At 34.8% G+C, this 21,282-nt stretch carries 18 protein-coding genes and 1 pseudogene; all 19 read left to right on the top strand.

Annotation, left to right across the window (positions count from 1 at the left end; all coding sequences use genetic code 11):
• Nucleotides 1-1,077: a tartrate dehydrogenase gene (locus FEU33_RS08220; RefSeq protein WP_146548904.1), complete on the top strand. Its 1,077-nt coding sequence runs from the start codon at nt 1-3 to the stop codon at nt 1,075-1,077.
• A 135-nt stretch (nt 1,078-1,212) separates the two neighbouring features.
• Complete coding sequence (locus FEU33_RS08215) at nt 1,213-1,422, top strand: hypothetical protein (protein WP_146548903.1); 210 nt, start codon at nt 1,213-1,215, stop codon at nt 1,420-1,422.
• 195 nt (nt 1,423-1,617) lie between these two features.
• Nucleotides 1,618-2,064, top strand: a pseudogene (locus tag FEU33_RS08210) (peroxidase-related enzyme); the annotation flags it as partial.
• Nucleotides 2,065-2,624: 560 nt separating this feature from the next.
• Complete coding sequence (locus FEU33_RS08205; protein WP_146548902.1) at nt 2,625-3,044, top strand: DUF1801 domain-containing protein; 420 nt, start codon at nt 2,625-2,627, stop codon at nt 3,042-3,044.
• A 53-nt stretch (nt 3,045-3,097) separates the two neighbouring features.
• Nucleotides 3,098-3,685, top strand: coding sequence for a Maf family protein (locus FEU33_RS08200; protein ID WP_146548901.1), 588 nt, complete (start codon nt 3,098-3,100; stop codon nt 3,683-3,685).
• A gap of 484 nt (nt 3,686-4,169) precedes the next feature.
• Complete coding sequence (locus tag FEU33_RS08195; protein ID WP_146548900.1) at nt 4,170-4,403, top strand: hypothetical protein; 234 nt, start codon at nt 4,170-4,172, stop codon at nt 4,401-4,403.
• Between the two features lie 534 nt (nt 4,404-4,937).
• Complete coding sequence (locus tag FEU33_RS08190) at nt 4,938-5,972, top strand: hypothetical protein (protein ID WP_146548899.1); 1,035 nt, start codon at nt 4,938-4,940, stop codon at nt 5,970-5,972.
• Between the two features lie 1,687 nt (nt 5,973-7,659).
• Nucleotides 7,660-8,319, top strand: coding sequence for a sugar transferase (locus FEU33_RS08185; protein ID WP_146549940.1), 660 nt, complete (start codon nt 7,660-7,662; stop codon nt 8,317-8,319).
• A 6-nt stretch (nt 8,320-8,325) separates the two neighbouring features.
• Complete coding sequence (locus FEU33_RS08180) at nt 8,326-9,513, top strand: glycosyltransferase family 4 protein (protein ID WP_146548898.1); 1,188 nt, start codon at nt 8,326-8,328, stop codon at nt 9,511-9,513.
• Nucleotides 9,514-9,515: 2 nt separating this feature from the next.
• Complete coding sequence (locus FEU33_RS08175) at nt 9,516-10,553, top strand: polysaccharide biosynthesis protein (protein ID WP_146548897.1); 1,038 nt, start codon at nt 9,516-9,518, stop codon at nt 10,551-10,553.
• Between the two features lie 16 nt (nt 10,554-10,569).
• Nucleotides 10,570-11,679 (top strand): capsular polysaccharide biosynthesis protein CapF, encoded by a 1,110-nt coding sequence (locus FEU33_RS08170; RefSeq protein ID WP_146548896.1) that lies wholly within the window; start codon nt 10,570-10,572, stop codon nt 11,677-11,679.
• A gap of 3 nt (nt 11,680-11,682) precedes the next feature.
• Nucleotides 11,683-12,813: a non-hydrolyzing UDP-N-acetylglucosamine 2-epimerase gene (gene wecB / locus FEU33_RS08165; protein WP_146548895.1), complete on the top strand. Its 1,131-nt coding sequence runs from the start codon at nt 11,683-11,685 to the stop codon at nt 12,811-12,813.
• Complete coding sequence (locus FEU33_RS08160) at nt 12,810-14,012, top strand: glycosyltransferase (RefSeq protein WP_146548894.1); 1,203 nt, start codon at nt 12,810-12,812, stop codon at nt 14,010-14,012. Before wecB ends, FEU33_RS08160 begins: the two co-directional genes overlap by 4 nt.
• 102 nt (nt 14,013-14,114) lie before the next feature.
• Nucleotides 14,115-15,173 carry an EpsG family protein gene (locus FEU33_RS08155; RefSeq protein WP_186731358.1) on the top strand — a complete coding sequence of 353 codons (1,059 nt, stop codon included), beginning with the start codon at nt 14,115-14,117 and terminating at the stop codon, nt 15,171-15,173.
• Between the two features lie 19 nt (nt 15,174-15,192).
• Nucleotides 15,193-16,191 (top strand): glycosyltransferase, encoded by a 999-nt coding sequence (locus tag FEU33_RS08150; RefSeq protein ID WP_146548892.1) that lies wholly within the window; start codon nt 15,193-15,195, stop codon nt 16,189-16,191.
• A gap of 62 nt (nt 16,192-16,253) precedes the next feature.
• Nucleotides 16,254-17,228: a glycosyltransferase family 2 protein gene (locus FEU33_RS08145; RefSeq protein WP_146548891.1), complete on the top strand. Its 975-nt coding sequence runs from the start codon at nt 16,254-16,256 to the stop codon at nt 17,226-17,228.
• Nucleotides 17,213-18,697, top strand: coding sequence for a lipopolysaccharide biosynthesis protein (locus FEU33_RS08140; RefSeq protein WP_146548890.1), 1,485 nt, complete (start codon nt 17,213-17,215; stop codon nt 18,695-18,697). The genes FEU33_RS08145 and FEU33_RS08140 overlap by 16 nt, the downstream gene beginning before the upstream one ends.
• Nucleotide 18,698: 1 nt before the next feature.
• Nucleotides 18,699-19,955: an ATP-grasp domain-containing protein gene (locus FEU33_RS08135; protein ID WP_146548889.1), complete on the top strand. Its 1,257-nt coding sequence runs from the start codon at nt 18,699-18,701 to the stop codon at nt 19,953-19,955.
• Between the two features lie 219 nt (nt 19,956-20,174).
• Nucleotides 20,175-21,278 carry a DegT/DnrJ/EryC1/StrS family aminotransferase gene (locus FEU33_RS08130; RefSeq protein ID WP_146548888.1) on the top strand — a complete coding sequence of 368 codons (1,104 nt, stop codon included), beginning with the start codon at nt 20,175-20,177 and terminating at the stop codon, nt 21,276-21,278.
• Nucleotides 21,279-21,282 lie beyond the last annotated feature (4 nt).

Below are 21,282 nucleotides of genomic sequence, written 5' to 3'. Positions count from 1 at the left end.
ATGGATCACTATTCAATAGCTTTAATTCCAGGGGATGGAATCGGTGTAGATGTTGTGAGAGAAGGAACAAAAGTATTAAATACTGTTAGTGAACTACATGGAGGTATTTCATTTGATTATAAGGAATTCGATTGGAGTTGTGAATACTATGCCAAACACGGTCGAATGATGCCTGAAGATGGTTTGGAACAATTGAAAGATTTTGACTCGATTTTTCTTGGAGCTGTTGGGTATCCAGGCGTACCAGACCATGTATCATTATGGGGATTACTATTGCCAATAAGGAGACAATTTGAACAGTATATCAATTTACGTCCTGTAAGATTGTTACAAGGGATTCAATCTCCATTGGCAGGAAAAACTTCTAAGGATCTCGATTTTATCGTTATTCGAGAAAATAACGAAGGAGAATATTCCAATATTGGTGGGCGGATTTATGAAGGTACGGATGCGGACATGGCCATCCAAAACAGTGTTTTCACGCGAAAAGGGGTGGAAAGGGTATTAAGATACGCTTTTGATCTGGCGCAAAAACAGGGAAAAAGGAAGCATGTTACGGCAGCAACAAAATCGAACGGCATCAATCATACGATGCCTTTTTGGGATGAATATGTCAAGAAGATCAATCAAGAATATCCGGATGTGACGAGTAATATTGTCCATATCGATGCGTTAGCAGCCTTTTTCGTAAGTAAACCAGAAACAATGGATATCGTTGTAGCCTCCAATCTATTTGGGGATATTTTAACAGATCTAGGAGCGGCAATTGTTGGAGGATTGGGTATTGCCCCTTCTGCCAATATCAATCCTGAGAAAAAATATCCATCCATGTTTGAACCAGTGCATGGATCTGCTCCTGATATAGCCGGAAAAGGTATCGCCAATCCACTCGCGTCGATTTGGTGTACAAGCATGATGCTCGATCATCTTGGACATCCAGAATCCGCGAAAGCAATCATTCTTGCAATGGAAGAAGTCATTCAAGAAAAATTTGTAACGCCAGATCTCGGTGGACATGCAACGACTGAGCAAGTGGGCAATCGTATCTGTGAAAAATTGAAAACACGATTGAAATAGAAATTTGTCTTACTTTAACAGGCAGTAAGAGAAGCCAACTGCCTGTTAAAGCCCGACTGGTTCAACTAACACCTAGGGGGAGAAAAAATCCTCCTGGGAGAAGTTTCACTATGCCCCGCATGAACAGGTGGTAAGTTGCCATATCAAAATTCAGATTTAACAGATTTTTGGACAGGTCGTTTTACAATTGCATGGAAGGGAGAAGAGATTCGAATGACAGAAGAAAAATATTCTTATTTAGAACCGCCGAATGAAGCGGATATACCAGAAGAATTACAACAAGAATTCAATGAAGCGATTAAGGCACAAGAAGAACAACAAGGTTTTTTCAATCATTTATCTTGATTCAGCAGAAGACACCCACCCTCAATAGGTGCTGAGATGAATGCTTGTTTTTCCTTATTCAGCGGGTGTACAAATGTCTGCTGAATCAAGATAAAGCCTCCGGCGGATGTCACGGATTTTGAAGGGAGCTTTTCGAGCAAGCTCGAAAAAATCCGGACGCAATTACGCTGGAGGCGTAATTGATTCAAGGTCTTACCATTGAATGCACGACAATATAAAGGATTTTTGGCATTTAAACAGTCTTTGTTCGATCCACAAACTTGTTATTTGAGCAATATCGATAAGGAAATGATGGGGCTTGTTGTATCCTCTACAAATTGCTGTAATTATTGCTTAACAACACATGGTGACGCATTGCGTGGTCTCACCAAAAATCCAGCATGGATGGATAAACTTACTTATAATTATCGGTCAGCTGAGCTAACAGAAAAGCAGCGCGCTTTATGTGATTACGCTTATCGAGCGACCAAAAATGTAGCTGAACTGACAACAGAAGAAGTCGATCGATTACGGTCAGTTGGCTTCAATGATCACGAAATCTTAGAAGCAGCATTCGTTGTTGGTTTCTTCAACTACACAAATCGCTGGGTCAGTACAATTGGAGCAATCCCGAATCCAGGACATTATTCGCATAATCGATAAATCATTTTGACGAAAAATAAGCGCGGTGTACCTCTGAATTGGCAAATGAAAACATGAGGGACACAAAAGGGCGTTGAATAGGTGTTTTTTTCTCTTATAATAAATAGGGAAGGATGGAAATAATTTATAGGTCCATATATTATGGAAAAATATATATAAAATTGAAATGCATGTCCCAATCGCCCCGTACCTAGTGTTTCGGAGAGTTTATTCGCTCTCACAGGATTTATTCGCTCTCACAGGATTTATTTGCTCTCACGGAGGATTAATTCGCTCTCACGGAGGACTTATTCGCTCTCATGGAGAGTTTATTTGCTCTTTCGGAGAGTTTATTCGCTCTCACAGGATATATTCGCTTTTTCCGCGGGACATTGGATTGTCTTCAACGAAGTATATTCATTGCATGAAGGAAACGAGCTAGCCGCAATAAGGAGCTACATAAATGGAGCTAAAAATACATGACTTTTTAGAATTATGCCCAATCTATCACCTGTTTTTTCCCTAATCAACATGCCTAGATATTTAAATCAATATCACAATAATAAACGAGGTGGCTATCAATGTATAAGACCAAGACAAAGGAAACGGATCATGATGTAATGGAGCTACTGGATCAAATTGAAAATCCAAGAAAGCGTGAAGATAGTTTTCACATGCTAGCTATTTTTCAAGAGGTCACACAGCTTCAACCGAAAATATGGGGGAAAGATATTATCGGGTTCGGAAGTTATCATTATCGTTATGATAGTGGTCGTGAGGGGACAGCTCCATTAACAGGATTTGCAGCTCGAAAAACGAAATTTTCTCTATATTTATCAATGAAAGAACATAAGAAAAGCGCCTTTCTCGAAAAATTAGGAAAATATAAAGCCGGCAAGGGCTGCGTTTATGTCAATAAATTAGCAGATATAGATATCGAAGTATTAAAGCAAATGATTCAGGAATCTATGGAATTTTCTAAAAAGCAACATGTAGATTAAAGTTTAAAAATCCTTCTGGTTTTTGTATCCTAACAAAAGAAGGAGTGAAAGGAATGCAATTTCATACAACAAAATCATTTGTTTTGGCATCTGCATCGCCACGTCGAAAGGAAATTTTTGCTCGATTCCATATACCGTTTGAAATCGTGACATCTGATGTAGAAGAAACAAGTGTCCAAGCATCTGAAGCATCACAATATGTCACAGAGGTAGCCTTATTAAAAGCGCGAGATGTTAGGGAAAAATCACCTGGAAGCGTCATTATTGGGGCAGATACAATTGTTGTGAAAGATCATCAATTACTTCATAAACCAACAAGTCATGATGAAGCTATATCTCATCTTCGCTCACTCCTAGGTACATCTCATCAAGTGTTAACAGCTGTTGCTATTATTGATGAAAACGGCATAGAAACAACTTTTGTGGAGACGACAAAGGTGATTTTCAAAAATGTTTCGGATGAACTATTAGAAGCTTATGTAGCAACCGGCGACCCATTTGACAAAGCGGGTGGATATGGGATCCAAACGGATGGTATTTTTTTGATTGATCGAATTGAAGGAGATTATTTAAATGTAGTCGGCCTGCCATTAGCATCATTATATGAGCAACTTATCGCTAGAAAACTTATTTTTTTATAATCGGGTTCATTTCATCATGCAGAATCTAGATGAAAACACGAACGTTCCCTATAAATATGGATATCAATATTCAGATTTGTATGTTCCGTAAGCCCGAAATATAAAAAATACCTTTTCGGTACGCTCGATGAATAGCCAACTATCTGAAATTTTTTTCGGATAGTTGACTATTTTGCACAAGTCGCTTGGATGTTTTTTGACTAAGGCATGTAATCATTTAAAAGTTCTGGCTAATGATAGATTGGTAAATTGGGGAGCTCGCTGAATAGCTTCACGAGGTACTGATAGAAATCAATCCCGTTTTTTTGCTTTCATATTTGGACACGTCCTCTCGTTTGTTCTATCATATTAATTTAACTCGAGTGTGTCCATACATCTATACTACATTCACTATATTATAACTTGATAAAGTTGCACATATTATAAAAATATACATTACTGTATAAACGAGTATTTTACATTATAGAAGTAAGGAGGAAAATATATGAAGAAAACAATGCTTGGTTTCTCTTTAATATTATCAGCTTCAATCGCATTAGCGCCTATTATCAATGGAATTATGGAATATGTTTTAAGTTATGATGGGCCCCAAAAGAAATGGTTTTTAACATATTTTATCAAAAACCATCACTTGCAATACTTAATTTTGTTTTTACTAGGGATTTGGATAATAGGTTTGTTTATTTTATGTAAGGAATATATTAAAAATGATAAATAGACGTTATTTCTAATACTGTATCTTTGCTAAAACAATCAATAAAAAATCTCCATTTATAATTAAAATCCAATTTCTTAAAATTAGAAATTGGATTTTTTGATATATATTTTTGGAAGTAGAGGGTTCAAACAGTAATTCCGTTAATTTTGGTCAATATATGATACTTCAATTTTCAATAATTTAAGGGTTGTTAAACCACTCATAGAACTCAACTATTTTCAGTTGCAATAAATTGTAAATATAGTTAAAATGTAAATATATAGTTAATTGTTATAAATAATTGGAAATATCTAAATGGCAAATATTTAGGTAAATCATTAGTAGCAGGAACTATATAAGACTGGAAAGGAGGGAAAATGCTGATAGGTGCTTGACTTTCGAAATTGAAGTACGTTTTTTTTACTTTTTATTTATCGTAATGTATTGCGCTATGATTTTTATTTGCTTTGAATTAATTAAACACATACAAACATTAAGACATAATTTTGATATTAAGTAGGTTCCTTATGACTAAGTAGGTTGGGAGAGATGAAGTTGAAAAAAGTTTTAGTATCAATAAGTAGCATAATCATTTGTTGTAGTCTTTTTATTGGTAATTTTGGAATTACTGTCTCAGCAGCATCACCTTTAACTAAAGATGATCCAAATTGGAGTTATGTTAATGACAATGGAATTGAAATTAATGAAGAACAGTATAAGAATCTGATTTCTCAGGGATTTGAACCTATAGATATTCAAATCATGAGCCAAGAGGCTTTTGATTTAAATAAAGATATTCAAGCGACAGAAGTTTCAGAAACTGTTAAGTATATCAAAACTACTGCTGTGTACGATAAAGGCACTGTCGCTTCCTCAAGTGCTCAACCGACAACGTTTGTAAACACAGAATTAACCGAAGAAGAAGCGAATAAAGAGGTTAAAGAATTTAAAAAATTACAATCTCAAGGTGGGATTTCAACTTTTGGAACTGAAACAGGAGTCGATTCTACAAGCTATAAAAAATTAACAGTAACAATTTCAAAATTATCAACTGGAAGATACCGTTCAAATACTACTTTAAATTGGCTAACAATACCTAAAACTAGGAAAATGGATGTTATAGGTGCTTCAATTAGATATCCAGATTTTTGGAACGTTGATCACTCAAAGAGGGGCGGAACACAATATTATAAATCAGATGCATATGATTCATACGGTAATTATTTTCCAAACTATGACTCTGACACTATTCAATATTCGGCTAGTAGTGGAAATTGGGTGAATAATTCATTTTCCGGAGCTGCGCTAGTACAAAATTTAAAAGATGATTATAAATATGGAGGAAAATATTGCAATCTAGTTAATTTAAGACATAATTCTTGGTTTGATTTTACATTTGCAAATAAAAATTATGATTATAGTACAGTAAATATTAAGGGGGCTTTTACACATCAAATAACTAGTGAGGTAATATCGATAGATGGATTCACATTTGAGTATGGTAAAGTCCCTTCTATCCAATTTAAAATGGGTAACAAAGGAGATAGCTATGATAATGAATTAAACGCAATTGCATATATAAATAAGTAAACTACCTACCTATTAACGTACAACAATTTGAACTCATAAGCCTCATAAATGCCATAGATGGCGTCTATGAGGCTTATTTATATAATTAATAATTAGTAAACTTCAATTTAAACTATTTCACTATTTAAACACAAATAACGAAATAATAATATAACGAATCAATTTCATAAATCATTTTCTTTTTAAAAAATACGAACATTTAAGAATAACTAATTTTGATAGTTGTGGAGCGGAAGACGGCGATTCCTACGGGAAAAGCTTGAGCTGAAAGCCCCGCAGGAACGTAGTGACGAGGAGATTGAAGCCAAGCCCGTGGAAAGCGCCGTCTGGAGCGGAACAAAAACTTCTGAATATTAATGTTCATGTTGATTCGAAATGTTCGTGTTTTTCATCTAAATTTTGCATTATGAAATTGATTCAACATAATAGTTAATAAAAGATTTGAACCTCCCCCCTAATTTTTGTGGAACAACCTCTATGAATGATTTGCTCCACATTCCCAAGTAGGCGATCAAAGGCTCTTTTTACTTTGACGGGCTACTTGGGACGTGGAACACTCCAAAATGGAGGTTGCGCAGAAAAAAATAAACTTTTGTGTGTCCAGAAACTTGACGTAGATCCAAAAGTTTGAACATGAGGAAAAGATAAATTACCTTACGCTTTCAACTATTATGATGGCCATATTGGTACTAAAATTTTTACCGGATAAGCTAAGTTTCTATGTATGGAGTTTTATATTAGCAATGATAATAGGAAATGCAATATTGAAATTCAAGAAAAAAATAATTCATAAATACTTCTAGATTATGATCTTATTTTTATTTACATAAAACGATTCTTTTGTTTCCATTATTGTTCAATCCTTTATCCAATCTATAACATAGATAAGGGATTTTTTAATGCATCCATTCACTTAGTAAAAGAACCAATTATTTTTTGTTCATACTTTCTCCATTTGACTCCTCAAACTATCCCACTAAAATAAAACAATTCATGAATAACAGCATACTCCATTTCATATGATGCATGTAGTCCTACTACTTTTGGCCAACAGACCAAATAGCCAAGTTTATCTATAGAACTGACTAAGAAGTACCTGTTTCAATCGGATTCATAAGGATTTACTCGATGTCAGATGTATAGAACACAATATTTTTTACTCCATTTATGGATTGGAGCGGAGTGGTGCCTGAGTCCATGCATACGCATCTCCTTCGTGCGGTGTTAATTCAGGAAGTAAATTTAATGTCCCGTGGAAAAGCTAAGCAACCTGTAGTTATGGATCATATTGGATAGTTCATGAACTTTACTCCATATCATTTTAAAGATTGACTCCATTTTTGCGTTGAAGATGATATGTATTCTTTGGGACAAACTCTCTTTTTTCAGTCACTGGCTATGAAGTTAGTCGAATTTTCTCAGGATGAAAAGGAAACCATCTAAAATCCTCCGATCATCCGACATTCATTCCTTTTTAAGTCGAGAGAGATTGGATAAAGAGGAAACCCTCAATCAAAATAATCATTTATTTCTTTGGACAAAGGATAAATGCAGCTAAAAGAGAAGTGTATGGCATCGGACTTCCATAACGAAGGGTGTAAAGAGTAGGAAAGTTATATTTGTGCAGTGGAATAAGGTATTTCTTTTCTTAGTAACAATGGTTATGCCAAGTGGAGGGAACAACGAAATGTATGGAAAGATAAAAAGATTGATAGATTTTGTATTATCCACGTGCAGTTTAATTGTTTTATCACCCTTATTTGTCGTGTTAATACTAGCGATAAAACTCGATTCTAAAGGGCCTATCCTTTTTAAGCAAAATCGTATGGGCATTCATCAGTCGCAATTTAAAATCCTAAAATTTCGAACAATGAAAATCGACACACCACAGGATATTCCAACACATCTTCTCAAGAACCCAGATCAATACATGACGCGGATAGGAAAATTTTTAAGAAAAAGCTCGTTGGATGAGCTACCTCAGGTTTGGAATATTTTGATCGGACAAATGAGTATCATTGGTCCACGTCCAGCATTGTGGAATCAATACGATTTAATAGAGGAACGAGAAAAATATAGTGCTAATAGTGTGAAACCAGGTTTAACAGGTTGGGCACAGATTAATGGGAGAGATGAGCTACCTATTCATGTTAAAGCAAGATTAGATGGTCAATATGTAGAAAGAATGGGCTTTAGGATGGATGTGACATGCTTCTTTAAAACGATCCTATATATTGTAAAACGTGAAGGCATTGTCGAAGGAAGCACACAGGCAAACAATGACATCGAAATGACAGATCGAATAGAGGTAAAGCCGCATTTCATACCAATCAACAAGGAGGATTAGAGGCTGATGAAATTACTAGTCATTTGCCAATACTATTATCCAGAGCCCTTTCGAATTACGGATATTTGTGAGTCGCTAGTAGGAAAAGGACATGATGTGACCGTTTTGACAGGTCTTCCAAATTACCCAGAAGGAATAGTGGTAAAAGAATATCGTAAGGGGAAAAAAAGAGCTGAACTCATCAATGGGGTAAAGGTTATCCGAAATTTTGAAATAGGGAGAGGCAGCGGGAAATATCGATTATTCATGAATTACTTAAGCTTCACGCTTTCGGCATCTTTCAAAACACTGCTATTAAAAGAAAAGTTTGATCGAATTTTAGTATACCAGCTTTCCCCTGTCACAATGAGTATTCCAGCTATTATTTATAAGAAAAAATATCAAACGAAAATTTTGCTCTATTGTTTAGATTTATGGCCTGCTAGTTTATCTGCTGGAGGAATTAGAGAAAATTCGATTGTTTATAAACCATTTTTAAAAATGTCGAAGTGGATTTATAACTCTGTAGATGCTATCGCTGTTACTTCTTGCATGTTTAAAGACTATTTTAAAACAACTTTTGAAATGGATATCGATCAAATCGATTACCTTCCTCAATATGCTGAAGATGTGTATTTGGAGGTGGAAGAAAATAGGGAGCACAATCGTTTCCATTTAGTTTTTGCTGGTAATATTGGTGACATGCAAAGTGTAGAAACTATCATCAAAGCTGCACATCTATTACGTGAATATCAAGATATTATTTTTCATATTATTGGAGATGGCTCAAGGCTTGAAGAATGCCAATTACTGAGCCAAGCATTAATGTTACACAATGTGATCTTTTATGGCAGAAGGCCTATCACAGAAATGCCGAAGTTTTATAGCATGGCAGATGCGATGCTTATTACCTTAAAAAATAACCAGGTAATATCCTATACACTTCCGGGTAAAGTACAGTCCTATATGGCTGCTCGTAAACCAATAATTGGCGCCATCAACGGGGAGACAAGCCGTGTCATAAAAGAAGCTAACTGTGGATTTTGTTGCCCTGCTGAGGATGAAAAAGAATTGGCCAATATGATTCTAAAGTTTTGTCAAAGTCATGAAAAAGAATGGATGGGTGAAAATTCCTACGCTTATTATACGAAACATTTTCGTAAGGAAAATTTTCTATCATCTTTAGAATCATCCATATTCAAGTTGGGGGGCTAAAAATGTTCAAAGCAAAAACATTGCTGATCACAGGGGGTACTGGTTCTTTTGGGAATGCAGTGATGAGAAGGTTTCTAAATACGGATATAAAAGAAATTCGTATTTTTTCTAGAGATGAAAAAAAGCAAGATGATATGAGAAAAATCTATAAAAGTGAAAAACTCAAATTCTATTTAGGAGATATTAGAGATTTAGCGAGTGTAAAAGATGCCATGCACAATGTCGATTATATTTTCCATGCAGCAGCATTAAAACAAGTACCATCCTGTGAGTTTTTTCCACTTGAAGCCGTTAAAACCAATGTAATAGGAACGGACCATGTTTTAACAGCGGCCATTGAATTTGGTGTTCGGAAGGTGATATGCCTATCTACCGATAAAGCAGCCTACCCGATCAATGCGATGGGCATTTCTAAGGCGATGATGGAAAAAGTATTTGTAGCAAAATCTAAAACAGTCAACTCAGAGCAAACACTTATTTGTGGAACTAGATATGGGAATGTGATGGCATCACGAGGATCGGTTATTCCTTTATTTATCGAACAGCTTAAAAGTGGACAACCGTTGACGGTGACAGATCCAAGCATGACCAGGTTTTTGATGAATTTAGAAGAGGCAGTAGAACTAGTGGTTTTTGCATTTTACCACGCGGATGCAGGAGATATCTTTGTCCAAAAATCACCGGCGAGTACAATAGGCGATTTAGCACAAGCAGTAAAAGAACTTTTTCATGCCGAAAATGACATCAAAGTGATTGGCACACGCCATGGTGAGAAACAGTATGAAACACTTCTGACAAAAGAAGAATATATTGTCGCTGAAGATTTAGGAGGATTTTTTAAGGTCCCTGCAGACCAAAGAAATCTGAATTACGATAAATACTTTATTGAAGGTAGTCAAAAACTCACAAAAGTAGAAGAATACAATTCTAATAATACACATATTTTAAACATTGATGAAATAAAAGAGAGATTATTAAAACTGGATTATGTGCGAAATGAGTTGAAAAAATGGAACAGTGAAATTCATATACTCAGATAAAAGGTGGAATGAATAGATGAAAATTCTTGTTACAGGAGCTAAGGGATTTATAGGGAAAAATCTGATTGCTGAGTTAAAAAATAAAGGCTTTACCGATATTTTCGAGTACACAAGAGAAAGTGATCCCTCTTTACTTGATCAGTATACGAAAGAATGTGATTTTGTTTTTCATCTAGCAGGTGTGAATAGACCGAAAAATGAAAAAGAATTTTTAGAGGGGAACTACCATTTAACGGATCATTTATTAAAAAAGCTAAAAAAATATGAAAACAAAGCGCCAGTTCTTTTTACTTCTTCCATTCAGGCTGAACAAGAGAATCTTTATGGAAAAAGTAAGAGAGTAGCGGAAAATCTATTATTGGAATATTCCTCGAAGACAGGTGCAGAGGTTTATATTTACCGTCTTGCGAATGTATTTGGCAAATGGAGTAAACCCAACTATAACACAGTCATCGCAACATTCTGTCATAATATCTCAAGAAATATAGATATTCAAATTAGTAATCCAGATGCAGAACTCACTCTATGTTATATCGATGATGTAATCGATGAGTTCTTAAAGCTGCTAGCAGGGAGGGTGAATGCTCAAGATCATTTCTGTGCTATACCTATAGCCTATAAAGTGAAGCTTGGAAAATTAGCAGAGCTTATAAAGAGTTTCAGAGAAAGTAGAAAGAATTTGACGATTCCCAATATGGAGGATGCATTAACGAAAAAGCTTTACAGTACGTATTTAAGTTTTTTACCTGAAAAAGAATTCTCATACCATTTGAAAATGAATGCAGATCATCGAGGCGCATTTACAGAATTTTTAAGAACACCCGAAAGAGGCCAAATTTCCGTCAATATTTCAAAGCCAGGCATAACAAAAGGAAATCACTGGCATCATACGAAAAACGAAAAATTCTTAGTGGTGAGTGGCGAAGGACTGATCCGTTTTAGAAAACTGGATTCACATGAAATCATTGAATATCGAGTAAGTGGAGGAAAACTGGAAGTTGTGGACATCCCCACTGGCTATACACATTCCATTGTCAATGTGGGCGACAGGGATCTAGTAACCGTTATGTGGGTAAATGAATGCTTTGAACCTGACAAACCGGATACTTACTTCCTGGAGGTTTAATGAATGAAGAAATTGAGTGTCATGACTGTTGTTGGAACTAGACCCGAAATCATTCGATTGTCTGCTGTTATTCGTAAATTAGAAGAGTCCGATGCTATTGAACATACGCTTATACACACAGGTCAAAACTATGATTATGAGTTAAATGAAGTATTTTTCCATGATTTTAACTTGAAAAAACCCGACTATTTCTTAAATGCAGCAGCAGGTACGCCGGTTGAAACGATTGGCAATATTTTAGCGAAAATCGATCCTATTCTAGAAGAAGTAACACCAGATGCCTTTCTGGTTCTAGGTGATACCAACAGTTGCTTATGTGCCATTGCCGCGAAAAGAAGGCATATCCCTATTTTTCATATGGAAGCTGGAAATCGATGCTTTGATCAGCGCGTACCCGAAGAAACAAATCGGAAAATTGTCGACCATATAGCTGATATTAACTTAACCTATAGTGATATAGCTAGAGACTATTTGTTGAGAGAAGGATTACCTGCTGACCGAATTATTAAGACAGGTAGTCCCATGTTTGAAGTCCTCCATTCAAGAGAAGAGGATATTAAAAATTCAAACATGCTAGAAGAATTAGAGCTTGAAGAAGGAAATTATTTTGTGTTATCAGCCCATAGAGAAGAAAATATAAACTCAGAAACAAACTTCCTAGAATTAGTAGAAAGCATCAATGCAATGGCGACAATCTATCATCTTCCTATTATTTTTAGCACACATCCCAGAACAAGAAAGAGGATTGCGGCAAAAAAGGTTCCTTTTCATCCACTCGTAAAAACAGTAAAACCATTGGGCTTCAATGATTATGTAAAGCTTCAAATAAAAGCAAAGGCTGTTTTAAGTGATAGCGGAACAATCAGCGAGGAATCATCCATATTAGGATTTAAAGCACTTAATATAAGACAAGCTCATGAAAGACCTGAAGCGATGGAAGAGGCTTCCGTTATGATGGTCGGTTTAAAAAAGGAGCGGATCTTACAGGGCTTATCTATTTTAGAAACTCAAAAGCAACATACGCTTTATCCTGTGACCGATTACGAAATCCCGAATGTATCTGATAAAATACTTCGACTCATCTTATCTTATACAGATTATGTGAAACGAGTTGTTTGGAGGACCAATGGATGAAGAAAATATTGCAGATTAACTCTGTTTGTGGGATTGGTAGTACAGGCCGAATCGCGACAGATATTCATCAGTTACTACTTGAACAAGGATATGATAGTTACATCGCATATGGTAGAGATTCAACGATACAGGATGAAAAAATCATTAGGATAGGGACGAAGTATGATAATTATGCGCATGTTGCTTTGACACGTATATATGATCAGCATGGGTTCGGATCCAAAAAAGCAACAAAAGATTTTATTAAAAAAGTAGAAAAACTAAATCCAGATATTATCCATTTGCATAACATTCATGGATATTATATCAATATTGAAATGTTATTTGACTATTTGAAAGAAGCAAATAAACCTGTTATTTGGACTCTCCATGATTGTTGGGCAATTACAGGCCACTGTGCGCACTTTGATTATATTCAATGTAGAAAATGGCAAACCGGATGCGGGTATTGTCCGCAGACAAGCTCATACCCATCTAGCTATATTTATGATAATTCTAGTGAAAATTATATAAAAAAGCAGGAAACATTTACAGGGGTGAAAAGCTTAACAATCGCGACTCCGTCAAAGTGGCTTGCAAATCTAGTGAAAGATTCTTTTTTAGGAGCATATCCTATAAAAGTTATCAATAACGGGATTGATCTAGCAGCTTTTAAGCCTACTAAAAGTGATTTTCGAAAAACTTTTAATTTAGAGGACAAGTTCATCATTTTGGGCGTTGCGAATGTATGGAATGCTAAAAAAGGATTTGACTACTTTATAGAGCTTTCAAAAAGAATTAGCCTCAATACAGTCATTGTTTTAGTAGGGCTAACACCAAAACAAATGGAGAAGCTACCCAAAAACATCATTGGCATACGCAATACTCGAAATGTTCAGGAACTAGCCAAAATCTATTCAGCTGCAGATGTTTTTGTCAATCCGACATTAGAAGAAGTGATGGGAACAACGAATATAGAAGCGTTAGCATGTGGAATACCTGTCATTACATTTGATGCGGGAGGTTGCTCGGAGAATTTGAATGACCAATGTGGCATAGTAGTTGAAAAGGAAAATATGGACGCTTTAAATAAGGCAATTGAAACCGTATATAACAACGGAAAACCTCTCTACATGCACCATTGTATAAAAAGAGCAAAATTATATAAAAAAGAAGATCGATTTAACGAATATATTTCCACTTATACAAATGTTACGTGAATAGTGTTTCTGTAAAAAGAAGGTGATTCGATCATGTATTATGCCGTTTATGTTTTAGGACTGATTTTTTCCTTTATAAATGGTAGGAGTAAAATCCTTTTTATGCTATTTTTCATTTCTTTAGCATGTTTAGCGTTCTTTCGATATGGAGTAGGTCCGGATTATTTTGCATATGAATATTTATTTAATCGCTTAGATGAATCACCTATTCATGAATTTTCGTTTGGTTTAGATCAACAAGAAATTCTCTTTCGACTTTTTGGGTCCTTGTTAAAAAGTATAGGTTTTTCTTATCAACAATATCTTATGGTTATTGCCATGATCAACTTGTACTACATTAGCAAAATATGCAGGAAATATAGTGAAAATCCAACACTTTCGCTTTTTCTTTATTTTTGCTTTTATTATTTTGTATGGACATTTAGCGGATTAAGGCAAGGAATGACTTTAGCGATAGGTATATATTATTTACTCCAGTGTATCGAGAAAAATAAATTCTTGAAACTTATCATCATCACGATAGTATTATCTTTTGTTCACACCTCTTCCATTATATTAATACCACTATATTTAGTTTCTAAAATTCATTTTAAGAAAAAAACACTTATTTATTTTGTATTATTTAGTATTTTTATCTCGCTATTACCTGTTGGTGCTTTTATCCAACGTTTGGCTTGGATCCCCTTTATGGATCGGATTTTACCCTACACAGCATTCAGTAATGGGCTCAATAATATTTTTGATTTTCAAAGTACGATTCGAATTATTTTTTTATGTATTATTTTTTTCTATTACGATGCTTATACATCCAAAGGTGGATACTCAAAACGAATCATCAATGTCTATATCATCAGCTATTGCTTCTATTTTTTATTGAAATTCTCTGAAATTACTGCAGCAAGAATAGCGCTCTATGGAGGGCTTTTGAATATTATTCTATTAGCAAATTTTTATTATTTATATAAGGATCAAGTGAACAAATTAATTTATGCAATCTGCTTGATCGCTTTAAGTGCTCTTTATTTAACCAAGGAGTTGAATTCTTTAGAAAAACTAACAGGGCTAGATTCTGTAGATTCTTTCCAAACACCGTATACAAATATTTTCCACAAAAATGATTACTATTTTAAAAACAGATATATCGATTTTCTAGATGAATAAGAACAAGGGGTCATTTTAAATGAAAATTAGTGTCATTATTCCTGTATACAATGTTGAGGAGTATCTAACACAATGTATTGAAAGCGTCTTGATGCAATCTTATGATAATAAGGAAATTTTGCTGATCAATGATGGCTCAACAGATGGAAGTAAAAGCATATGCGAAAATTATGTGGAAAATTATACTTTTATCAAACTGATCAATAAAAAAAATGAAGGTTTATCGGAAGCAAGAAATGATGGCATTTTAAATGCTTCAGGAGATTACTTACTATTTTTGGATTCTGATGATTTTTGGTCAGAAGATTTCTTAAGTGATGTAGTAAAGATACTAAAAAAATATAAGGATCTAGATTTTCTGTTTTTTAGATATAAAAATTTTTACCAGCAGAAAAATATAATAGTAGATTCTCACTTAAATATGAATGAAGAACTGACGAAAGCAGATGGTCCAACATTTCTAAAACATATTTTTACGCATAATCCAGGATTCAATTGGTTTGCTGTTCTTTACCTTATTAAAAGAGACTATATCATTCAGCATCAATTGTTTTTTGAAAAAGGAAAGAAGTACGAGGATATGCTATGGACCCCTCAAATTTTTTTAAAGGCAAAGAGCATAACATATGTTGATAAATCTGTATACGTCTATAGACGAGAAAGAACGGGCTCTATTACCTCTGACTTTTCAAGTGAAAATTTAGAAGATGGTATTTTCATCTCGAAATTTTGGTATAAAAAATTGATGGATGATGCGCTGGATATGGATGAATCGCTTAAAATGCGACTTTTAAATAATCTTTGTACACGATATTTTGTTGCCATATGGTTTTCGGGAAAATTAAGAAAAAATGAAAGAAGGAATATGATCAGATTGCTGAAGGAAAATGATATCTTTCTGAAATGCGGCAAGGGCTTTGTTAAAAAAACGACTGCTTTCATATGCAGAGCTTTTGGTTTTAACGTATGTATAGCTATCTGTAAATCTCTTTGGTTTGTCAAACATAAGTTATTTTAGCCTAGATTATCTTTTAGAGCATTTTCCAAAATATGATAAAGAAGTCAGGAGTTTTGTGTTAGATGGAGAATATTTTAGTCAGTATTGACTGTATAACATATAACCATGAACAGTATATAGCGGATGCGCTCGATAGTTTTTTAATGCAGCAGACCAATTTCAAGTATGAAATATTAATCCATGATGATGCGTCTACAGATCGAACGGCGGAAATTATTCGAGCGTATGAGAAAAGGTATCCTGAAATTATCAAACCAATCTATCAACTAGAAAATCAATATTCAAAAGGTGTAGCAGTAGAAAATTTTAATAGTAAGAGAGCAAAGGGAAAATATTTGGCTATCTGTGAAGGCGATGATTACTGGATAGATCCATGTAAGCTACAAAAACAAGTAGATTATATGGAAAAACATCCAAAATGCAGTTTATGTGTTCATGCAGGCAATATAGTGACTGCATCGGAGAAAAAATTGCTAGCACAATATCGTTCATATAAGGAAAGCACGATTGTTAGTGTTTCTGATGTGATAGCAGGAGGAGGAGGTCTTTTCCTTACTAACTCCATGCTTTGTTTAACAGCAATGGTTCAAAAAAAGCCAAAGTTTGTTGAAGCTTCACCAGTAGGAGATTACCCGTTAGCTATTCATCTAGCACTATTAGGAACGGTTTATTATATGGATGATAGTATGTCCGCCTATCGGGTTGGGGATGCCAATTCATGGACTGCGCTAAATTTTTCAAATATGGAAGATCGAAAAGAACATTTTCATCATATTGCCAAAATGCTAGACGAGTTAAATATCTATACAAATTATCAATATGAACATGTCATAGAAAATACGAAGCTTCGGAATCATTTTTTTCTATTAGTGGAGCAAAGAAAGTTTAGCGATATAAAATCAGGACAGTTATATAACATATATTCAACATTAGACTTTAAAAGAAAATGCATGATAACAATGAGTCAATATTGTCCAGCACTACTGAACTTTCTAAAATTGACAAGAAAGAAGTTGGTTAGGTGGGCTATGAAATAACAAAATCAAAAGTGATCTCCTCTTTATTATGGAGAATGTTAGAACGATGTGGCGTACAGGGAATTCAGCTCATCATTATCATTGTGTTAACACGTTTTCTAAAACCAGAGCAATTTGGACTGATCGTTCTGGTCATGATTTTTGTAACAATTGCAAGAGTTTTAGTACAAAGTGGCTTTAATACCGCCCTTATTCAAAAGAAAGATGCGGATGAGGTAGATTTTTCTTCCGTGTTCTATTTTAACATTGTTATTGCAACTATACTTTATCTCATTCTTTTTTTGGCTGCGCCTTTTATAGCAATATTTTTTGAACAGCCGGATTTTATAGTTGTACTTCGGGTCCTGTCGTTACTATTATTCTTTGGAGCACTTAATTCCATTCAAATCGCTGTCATTGCACGATATATGCAGTTTAAAAAATTGTTTGTTAGTAGTTTAGGAGCCATTATGGTGTCAGGAACAATCGGTATCGTTATGGCCTATTTAAATTTGGGTGTGTGGGCCATCGTAGGTCAACAATTATCGAATCAATTCGTTCTTACCTTCATCCTATGGCTCGTACTTAGCTGGAGGCCTCAGCTTACTTTTTCGATGGAAAAAATCAAAAGCCTTTTTGCATTTGGATGGAAGCTTTTAGTTTCGGATTTATTAGATACGCTTTATATGAATTTACAAAGTCTGATCGTCGGGAAAATGTTTAGTCCTGCTATACTCGGATTTTACAATAGAGGAGAACAGTTTCCTAACTTAATAGCTAGTAATATCAATGGAGCTATACAATCTGTGATGCTACCAACATTATCATCCTATCAAGATAATACAAAAAGACTAAAAGAAATTGTCAGAAGATCTATTGTTACAGGTACGTTTATCATATTTCCTGTAATGATTGGTTTAGCTGTTATTGCAGATCCATTGATACAGATATTATTAACAGATAAATGGTCAAAAGTTGTGCCATTCCTTCAAATATTTTGTGCTGCCTATGCATTTTTCCCAATTCATTCTGCTAATTTGCAAGCGATTAATGCATTAGGAAGAAGCGATCTTTTTTTAAAGTTGGAAATTATCAAAACAATCATATCGTTTACTATTTTAGTCATTAGTGTACCGTTTGGAGCACATACATTAGCATTGGGGGTGTTCGTGAGTGGCGTTATCTCCTTTTTTATCAATGCAACACCTAATGTAAAACTTCTTCATTATAGTATTCAGGAACAATGCAAAGATATTGTTCCTTCTTTAGCATTAGCGCTGATTATGGGAGCAATGGTATATACGATCCATTGGCTAAAGTTATTACCTATCATCATGCTAATTGTACAGATCACACTGGGAGTCATTATTTATGTAGGATTATCCATCCTTTTGAAACTAGAACGTTTTACTTATCTATTGAACACATTAAAAGAGATGGTTGGCAGTAAAAAAAGATCGAAGTTTATCATTGAAAGAGAGGTGCCTTAGAATGAAAAAAATACTAATGCTTGGTGGCGCTTATATTCAAATCCCGATGATAAAGGCAGCACGAGAAATGGGACATTATGTCATTACATGTGATTATTTAGAAGATAATCCTGGTCATCAATATGCACATGAATACCATAATGTCAGCACGACTGACAAAGAAGGAGTACTCGCTTTGGCAAGATCATTAAAGATAGATGGCATTATTTGTTATGCATCAGATCCCGCTGCTCCTACAGCGGCATACGTAGGTGAAAAATTAGGATTGCCATCACAGCCCTATGAATCTGTTGAAATCTTATCTCATAAAGATAAGTTTAGAGCGTTCCTCAAGCAAAATGGTTTTCATGTTCCAAAGGCTAAGGGCTATGATTCATTAGAGGCTGCAAGGTTAGATTTTCATCAATATAAAATGCCGGTCATGATTAAACCTGTTGATTCTTCTGGAAGTAAGGGGATTTCAAAAATAGATTCGATAGAATATCTTCAAGAGAAAGTGGAGTATGCATTAAGCTTTTCAAGAGAGAAGCGTTTTATCATCGAGGAATATATTGAAAAAAACGGTAGTTTAGTTTCGGGAGATGGGTTTTCAGTTGATGGGGAACTTGTGTTTAGGAGCTTTGCAAATACAAACTTCCCATTATCGGATTTTAATCCATTTGTCCCAATTGGATCCAGCTGGCCTTATAATATGCCAAAGCATATTCAAAATAAGATTCATGCTGAAATTCAAAGACTATTGAGGCTACTGCATATGAAGACAGGTGCCTATAATCTTGAAGTCATAGTTGATGAGCAGGAAAATATTTTTTTGATAGAAATCGCTGCTCGTAATGGTGGGGAATGGGTTGCTCAAGCAACAAAGTATGCGACAGGAGTGGATTTAATCGAATATACGATAAGGGCAGCATTAGGAGAAGATTGTAGTGATTTAAAAATGGTTGAAACAAAGGGTTTTTGGGGCATGTATATCATCAACAGTCAGCAAACAGGCATTTTGAAGGAAATCTCAACCCATGAAGAGTTTGAAAAAAATCACATTGTGGAATGTGAACTGATCGTCAAACCGGGTGATGTTATTACAGCTTTAACAGGTGCTCATCAAAAAATAGGAATCATGATTTTGAAGTTTTCATCGATGAACGAGATGCTAGAAAAGATGGAAAATATAACGGACTGGGTTCAGGTAATCATTGAAGAACCGGATTGCCAGGATGAGTTAAATAAGAAAAAAACTTATAGACAAATACTTAAATGAAGGATTGCTGATAAATTTTCTATCCTATTTATGGATGGGGATAATGATTCATAAATCACATATATTGATTAGGAATTTACATTAAAAATTTTATCAATGACTGCTATTTTTAGAATTTATCAGGCTTTCTGATAAAATCCCTCATATAATCATTTTCAAAACATAAAATAGTTTGAAAATAATTTGTTAATAGAATTGAATATGGAATGTGAGGTAATAATGAGAGTGAACAAACCAATTCAAGTAACCCAATCTTCTATTGCTCCTTTTGAAGAATATACAGAAGAAATTAAGGGCCTATGGCAAAATCATTGGTTAACGAATATGGGGAAAAAACATCAGCAATTAGAAAAAGCCTTAACACACTACTTAGAAACACCTAATATCTCCCTTTTTTCCAATGGACATGCTGCTTTAGAAACAGCTCTTGCTGTCTTTCATCTAAGTGGAGAAGTTATTACGACGCCTTTCACATTTGCCTCAACTACACACGCAATTGTTAGAAATGGATTAACTCCTGTCTTTTGTGATATTAATCCAGAAGATTACACCATACAAGTTGAACAAATAGAAAATTGTATTACCGAAAAGACAACAGCAATTGTCCCAGTCCATGTTTATGGAAATATATGCAATGTACGTCAGATTGAAAAAATTGCGCAAAAATATCATTTACAAGTTATTTATGATGCTGCGCATGCCTTTGGTGTAACCGCAGATGGTCAAGGAATAGCTAATTTTGGTGACGCCTCTATATTTAGTTTTCACGCGACTAAAGTTTTCCATACAATTGAAGGAGGAGCGCTTGCTTTTAGTGATCCTAAGCTAACCGATATTTTAAATGCTTATAAAAACTTTGGGATGACTGGGGCAGAAACTATTGAGTATGTTGGTGGAAATTCAAAGATGAATGAATTCCAAGCTGCTATGGGGATTTGTAATCTTCGCTATATTCATCGAGAAATTGAAAAAAGAAAGAGTATCTATGATAGATATATGGAACAGCTTAGCGAAATAAAAGGGATAAAACTGGTTGGTCCCCAGAACGGCGTAAAAAGTAATTATGCTTATTTCCCGGTTGTCTTTGATGGCTATCGATTTTCAAGAGAAGAAGTATTTGAAAGCTTGAAAAAACACAATATATTCGCACGAAAATATTTTTATCCTTTGACCAATCGTTTGCAGTGTTATCAAGATCGATTCAATTCTACGGATACGCCTATCGCTAACTATATAGCAGAAAGAGTACTAACATTGCCGCTTTATGCGGATTTGGCATTAGAAGATGTAGATCGAATTTGCAGCATCATAAAGGAGGCATAGCATG

The organism is Rummeliibacillus suwonensis (assembly GCF_007896435.1).
GTDB classification, from domain to species: domain Bacteria; phylum Bacillota; class Bacilli; order Bacillales_A; family Planococcaceae; genus Rummeliibacillus; species Rummeliibacillus suwonensis.
Note: the sequence above shows the minus strand (reverse complement) of the source record. Positions and strands in the feature narration are given on the sequence as shown.

Coding starts and splice junctions, on each gene's coding strand:
- FEU33_RS08200 (WP_146548901.1), top strand. CDS start 3,098: ATGCAATTTCATACAACAAAATCATTTGTTTTGGCATCTGCATCGCCA.
- FEU33_RS08160 (WP_146548894.1), top strand. CDS start 12,810: ATGAAGAAAATATTGCAGATTAACTCTGTTTGTGGGATTGGTAGTACA.
- wecB (WP_146548895.1), top strand. CDS start 11,683: ATGAAGAAATTGAGTGTCATGACTGTTGTTGGAACTAGACCCGAAATC.
- FEU33_RS08135 (WP_146548889.1), top strand. CDS start 18,699: ATGAAAAAAATACTAATGCTTGGTGGCGCTTATATTCAAATCCCGATG.
- FEU33_RS08145 (WP_146548891.1), top strand. CDS start 16,254: ATGGAGAATATTTTAGTCAGTATTGACTGTATAACATATAACCATGAA.
- FEU33_RS08195 (WP_146548900.1), top strand. CDS start 4,170: ATGAAGAAAACAATGCTTGGTTTCTCTTTAATATTATCAGCTTCAATC.
- FEU33_RS08175 (WP_146548897.1), top strand. CDS start 9,516: ATGTTCAAAGCAAAAACATTGCTGATCACAGGGGGTACTGGTTCTTTT.
- FEU33_RS08170 (WP_146548896.1), top strand. CDS start 10,570: ATGAAAATTCTTGTTACAGGAGCTAAGGGATTTATAGGGAAAAATCTG.
- FEU33_RS08180 (WP_146548898.1), top strand. CDS start 8,326: ATGAAATTACTAGTCATTTGCCAATACTATTATCCAGAGCCCTTTCGA.
- FEU33_RS08130 (WP_146548888.1), top strand. CDS start 20,175: ATGAGAGTGAACAAACCAATTCAAGTAACCCAATCTTCTATTGCTCCT.
- FEU33_RS08220 (WP_146548904.1), top strand. CDS start 1: ATGGATCACTATTCAATAGCTTTAATTCCAGGGGATGGAATCGGTGTA.
- FEU33_RS08205 (WP_146548902.1), top strand. CDS start 2,625: ATGTATAAGACCAAGACAAAGGAAACGGATCATGATGTAATGGAGCTA.
- FEU33_RS08155 (WP_186731358.1), top strand. CDS start 14,115: ATGCTATTTTTCATTTCTTTAGCATGTTTAGCGTTCTTTCGATATGGA.
- FEU33_RS08185 (WP_146549940.1), top strand. CDS start 7,660: ATGTATGGAAAGATAAAAAGATTGATAGATTTTGTATTATCCACGTGC.
- FEU33_RS08150 (WP_146548892.1), top strand. CDS start 15,193: ATGAAAATTAGTGTCATTATTCCTGTATACAATGTTGAGGAGTATCTA.